This window comes from Megasphaera sp. DJF_B143, from assembly GCF_900320625.1.
Lineage (GTDB): Bacteria > Bacillota > Negativicutes > Veillonellales > Megasphaeraceae > Megasphaera > Megasphaera hexanoica.
On record NZ_ONTA01000208.1, the window covers coordinates 1 to 5,176 of the forward strand.

3 protein-coding genes and 1 pseudogene are annotated in these 5,176 nt (G+C 52.9%); all 4 read right to left on the bottom strand.

Going from position 1 to position 5,176, the window contains the following annotated elements:
* Nucleotides 1-218: TAXI family TRAP transporter solute-binding subunit (locus DBO31_RS09460; RefSeq protein ID WP_304466346.1), on the bottom strand; the 218-nt coding region annotated here is incomplete at its 3' end.
* A gap of 329 nt (nucleotides 219-547) precedes the next feature.
* Entirely contained in the window at nucleotides 548-3,535 is a 2,988-nt protein-coding gene (locus DBO31_RS06385) for an AAA family ATPase (RefSeq protein ID WP_150824727.1), read from the bottom strand.
* A gap of 3 nt (nucleotides 3,536-3,538) precedes the next feature.
* Nucleotides 3,539-4,804 (bottom strand): DNA repair exonuclease, encoded by a 1,266-nt coding sequence (locus tag DBO31_RS06390; protein ID WP_075581613.1) that lies wholly within the window; start codon nucleotides 4,802-4,804, stop codon nucleotides 3,539-3,541.
* Nucleotides 4,804-5,176 (bottom strand): annotated as a pseudogene (locus tag DBO31_RS09300) (PLP-dependent aminotransferase family protein); the annotation flags it as partial. The gene DBO31_RS06390 and the pseudogene DBO31_RS09300, both read right to left, overlap by 1 nt.

Below are 5,176 nucleotides of genomic sequence, written 5' to 3' on the forward strand. Positions count from 1 at the left end.
CTCTGGGCCGTGGCATTCATGCCTTCAATATTCTTGTTCAAAATTTCTGCCATAGCACCGCCAATCGGATAATACGTGCCGGCCGTGCCACCGGTACCAATATTCAGGAATTTCTTCTGGGCACCGGCTTTATTATCCCCACAACCGGCAAGCGCCCCTACGACTACGACAGCGGCCAGACCAACGGCCAATACTTTCTTGAGTGAACTGAACTTCATATGACATCCCTCCCAAAATTTGCGTTCCTGGACAAAAAAAGGCCTCCAAACCCTTCCTCGATTTGTACGGCCCCCTTGCCTCATTCTGCATTCTATTTTCCTTATACGAAAATTATAAATGTATAGTTATGTCTTGTCAATAAATTTTTTCAAAAAAATTCTTCCATTAAATTAAACGTTTAAGTAACTGTAATTCTCTACCATATGGTAAAATAAGCTTTATTGTTTTCGCATAGTAAAATTTAATCTCATGAAAAAAGGAGAAATTTGCATAAATACAAATTTCTCCCTGTTCGTAAGCACAAACTAATTTTTCTGTTTTTTGTCCATTACGCTGACGCAATTGTCCCCTGTTCAATTTCAAACAGATGAATCGTATCCGTTTCTCCTGCCAGCAGTTTCTGCACTTCTTCTGCCAGTTTCCTCGTTTCCATGGAACAGGTGAAGAGGAATATCTGTTCTTTCCTGCCCAGATCGGCCAGGAAGCGGATGGCTTCTTTCTGCCGTTGTTCATCGAAGCGGACGAGGATATCGTCGAGAATGATCGGCATCGGTTCGATCTGTTTGGAAAAGGCCATGGCCAGACTCATGCGGATGGCCAGATATACCTGGTCGCCCGTGCCGCTGCTCCATTCCTTTTCGGGAATGCGCCGGCCCGTCCCGTCGACGGCATAGAGCTGCCGTCCGTCAAAACTGGCCTGGAGCGTATACCGGCCCTGGGTCATGAGGTGGAGATAATCGCCGGCCTGGCGGATTACCAGAGGCTGGCGAACCCGTTCGTAATAATTCTGGGCTTCGCCGAGCATATACTGGGCATATAAGAAGGTCAGCCAGTCATCGGTCTTCCTGTCGAGTTCCGTTTTCCTGTTCTGCTTTTCCTGCAGCAGCCGTCCCGCTTCTTCGCTCTTTGCCATCTGGCTGAGCCGTTCGACGATGCTGCCTCTCTTTTCGGCCACTGCGGCCAGTTTCTTTTCCGTATCGGCTATCTTACGTTCATAGTATGCCTTTTCGTCTTTCCAGGTCTGGCAGTCGTGTATCTTTAATTCATGGCGGAGCTGGGCCAGGTTCTTCGGCGTCTTGGCGATGAGCTTGATGTGGGCTTCCGATTGTTCGTATACTTCTTTATACTGGTGGAACTGACGGAATTTCAAGATTTTGCTGCGGAATTCTCCTGCCGTCTGGGAGCCCGTTTCCTTCAGGATTTCTGCTTCCTGATGGCGGCGTATATCCCGTTCCTTCTGACATTTTGCCAGTTCTTTCTTCTTTTCTTCCTGCTGCCGGTCCTGTTCGCGGGCCACTTCTGCCTGGACGCGGATTTTCTGCCACATCTGATAAACCCGCTCGATGCCTTCCGGCGATACGTCTTCACTGACGCCGACTTCGCGGAAAATCTGTTCAGCACTATCCTTCAGACGGCTGATACGGGTCAGGATATCTTCTTTGCGCTTCTTCCAGTCCTTCAGGGACGTGCGGGCATGCTGGTATGCATCCCAGGCTTCTTTGGCAGCCTGGACATCGCCCGTTTCCAGTTTGGTAAATCCCGTCGTCTGCTGCCAGGTTTTCCAGGCACTGCGGCAGTTTCCCAGTTTATCTTCCCAGCCTTTTCCTTCCTGTTCCCATTTCTGGTAAATGGCGTCGTACATGACCTGCTGTTCCTTTTTCCAGGCATCCTGGGACTCTCTCGTCTTCCAGTCCATGTATTCCTTGCGGACGCCGTCGAGCATCTGATTCCAGGCCGCATTGTCTTCGTCCGTAGAAATTTCCAGGCCCGCATCATCGGCCATGGCTGAAAGGCGGGTCTGTAAGGTAGCCAGCTGACCCTCCAGTTCGCCGATGCGCCGGGGCACGCGCCGCCCGTCCGAACGCTGTTTGGCAAAAGCGGCAAGAGCCAGCAGTACACACAGGACAGCCGCGCCGCCGGCCATCATGAGATCAAAATCATACAGGACGACCGAAGCCGCAAGTCCCGCCGCAGCCAGCAGAAAGAGCAGGCCCAGCGCCAGGAATCCATGGCTCGTTTCTGCCGGGTCTTCCTTCAGCAGCCGCAGCAGTTCCTGAGTCTTTTCCCGTTCTATGAGCGTATCCTGAATGGTGACGACTGATTTTCCCAGTTCCTTCCATTCTTCCGGCGTCCGCTGCGGCCCGTCGGCATTGCCCGTATCCAGAGAGGCACTGACATCTTTAGGACGGGCTGCCTGCCACTTTTCTTCTTCCCTGGTGTACGTTTCCAGATTGCGGGCCAGAGTCAGGGCCCGGTTCCAGTCGGCCTGTTCTGGAAGTGTTCCTTCCGTCCAGCCGGCCAGAGTCTGACTGTACTTATTTTCATCGTACTGCCAGTCCATTTCCTTATCCTCATGGTCTGCCAGTTCTTCCTGCCCCTGCTGCCACTGGGGCATATTGTGATACAGCTCATCAATCTGGGAGCCGCAGATGACCCAGCGGTTCCATTCCTGCTTGAAGGCCGGTCCCTTGCGGCTGGCCGCTTCCAGTTCTTTTATTTTTTCATTGATGTCCCGGATTTTCTGTTCCAGCTCTTCCCAGCGCTGGGCACCATCGGCAGGGAACTGCGATACGTCGGCCAGTTCCTGCATGTGCTTCATGGCATCCTGCCCCCGCTTATACACGTCCCAGGCAGCCAGCGGCATAGCTACCTTTTCGATCTGCTGCTTCGTTTCTTCTATGCTCAGGCGCAGCCGTTTCTCAATTTCATGGGTCTGTTGTTCCTTTTCCTGCAAGGATGCAAATTCTTCTTCATCGTAGGACAATTCATGGATTTTACGGTCGAATTCGCGCTGTTCCTGCAACAGGTTATTGATGGGCTTCTTGCCCTGATGGGATGCTACGAGCAGTTCTCCCATCTGCCGCATAAAATCACGGCGGACCGCTCCCATGCGGACGCCGCTTTCGATGCTGAAGAAATGACTCCGTACTTCCTCGTTGGAGAGAATCTTGAATCCCTGCAGGTCCTCGAGTCCCATGGCAAAAATCTTATCATACGTACCCCGTTCCAGGCTGTGCCACCAGAGTGCGGACGGTTCTTCATGGATTACTTCGTCGCCATCGGCGATATACGATTCTTTTTCATTGCGGTAAATCCGGTATTCATGGCCGTCTTCCCGGCGGATATCCATGTGGCCGAAGTACCCTTTCCATTCTCCCCGTGGATAGCCGAAAAACATGGAGCGCACGTATTTCATCAGCGTCGTCTTGCCGCTTTCGTTCTGACCATGCATGACGATCAGGCCTTTTTCCGGCGGCACCCAGGAAACATTATGGTAAATACCGAAATCATCTAAATTCATCTGTATAATCTTCATATCTTATCCTCTTCTATCTTCCAGCAGCTTCTGCATGCCCAGCCATTTGGCTTTTTCAAACGCTTCCAGGAGCCGTTCGTCGGAAATGCTCCGGCCATACGCTCCCAGGCGTTCAAATTCCGGCCGCTGTGACAAGATATCGCGCAGGACTTTCATTTTTTCATCCTGCGGCAGTGCATCGAGCTTGTCCGATACGTTGAGGTAGTCCCCTACCGTATCGGGCAGTTTGCTCCGTTCGCCGGCATTGATTTTGGGACGGGCCATGTTGCGCAGGCGCTGTACCATGACGAAGGCGTATTTGCCGGCTTCTTCTTCCCGCCAGGCATCGATCCAGTACTGTGTCGCTTCCGGGTTATTGATGACCTGGTACATACTGCCCGACCCGGTAAAATTTATCGTCAGGAAAGTGGGCTTGCCACATTCCCGGCGCACTTTTTCTTTGGTAAAGCGCACGGCATCGCGCAGCTCCGAAACCGACTCGGCGTTATCGATGGGCACGTCGGCCGTTTCCCAGCGGACGATGCTCGTATCGATGAATTCCATATGTACCGTCCCGTACGGGCCTACTTCCACGTAATAACAGCCCCGCGGCCCCGTTTCTGTACAATCGAGTCCCTGGGGATTGCCGGCATATACGACATAAGGCTTCTCTGACAGGACCTGGTGCTTGTGCACGTGGCCCAGAGCCCAGTAATCCATGCCGCTTTCCTGCAGGTCCGTCATGCTGCACGGGGCATACGGCGACTGGGCACTGCCGACCTGGGTGTGCAGCAGGCCGATGGCATAACGGTCAGCCGCAGTCCGGCGGAAATTCCAGGCCAGATTGTCCCGCTGCTCGCTCTTGGCGTAGCTCTGCCCGTAGACAGCGGCTATTTCTTCCCCGTCTACGATGAGGGGGATCCGTTCGACCTTTTCCGTGCCAAAAACATGTACGTTGGGCGGAAAGGGAATCCGTGCCTTCCAGGCATCCAGCGGGTCGTGATTGCCCAGTACGGCAAAGACCTGTATATGGTGCTGGGCCAGCTTGTGCAGGAGGCGTACATAATCGAGCTGCGCCGTCAGGTTGTGGCTGCTGCTGGTATAGACGTCGCCGGCAATAAGGACGGCATCGACTTCTTTATCAATCGCCGTCTGGACGATTTTCTGAAACGCCCGGACCGGCGCCTTGCCGACGATACGCTGCCAGCGTTCATCGACCATGGCGATATCATGAAAGGGACTGCCCAGATGCAGGTCCCCGCAATGTATAAAACGTAAACTTTTGGCCATTAGTCTCCCTCTTTCTCTGACCAGGCTGTTTTTAGTGCCTCCACAGCGTCTTTCAGCTGACAGCCGGGAATTTTGGAAAAGCTCAGAAGAAATTCTTTTTCCGTCTCCAGATTCCGGTTTTCATAAAAGGATTGCACCGATAAGACGCGGCAGCCTTTTTTCGCTGCCTTTTTCAATAATATGTCTTCCGTATCGGGGCTTTTCAGGGTAATGTGACAATAGACGCCCGATACGATACGGCTGACGCGGATGCGGTCCCCAAAGGCTTTCACGAGGAAACGCTCCATGATCTCCCCTTTTTCCTGATAGTCTTTGCGCAGGCGCCGCACCTGCCGGGCCAGTTCTCCGCTGCGGATATATTCGGCAAGGACA

Excerpts from the sequence above, each read along its gene's own strand:
- DBO31_RS06385 (WP_150824727.1), bottom strand. The coding sequence starts at position 3,535 with ATGAAGATTATACAGATGAATTTAGATGATTTCGGTATTTACCATAAT.
- DBO31_RS06390 (WP_075581613.1), bottom strand. The coding sequence starts at position 4,804 with ATGGCCAAAAGTTTACGTTTTATACATTGCGGGGACCTGCATCTGGGC.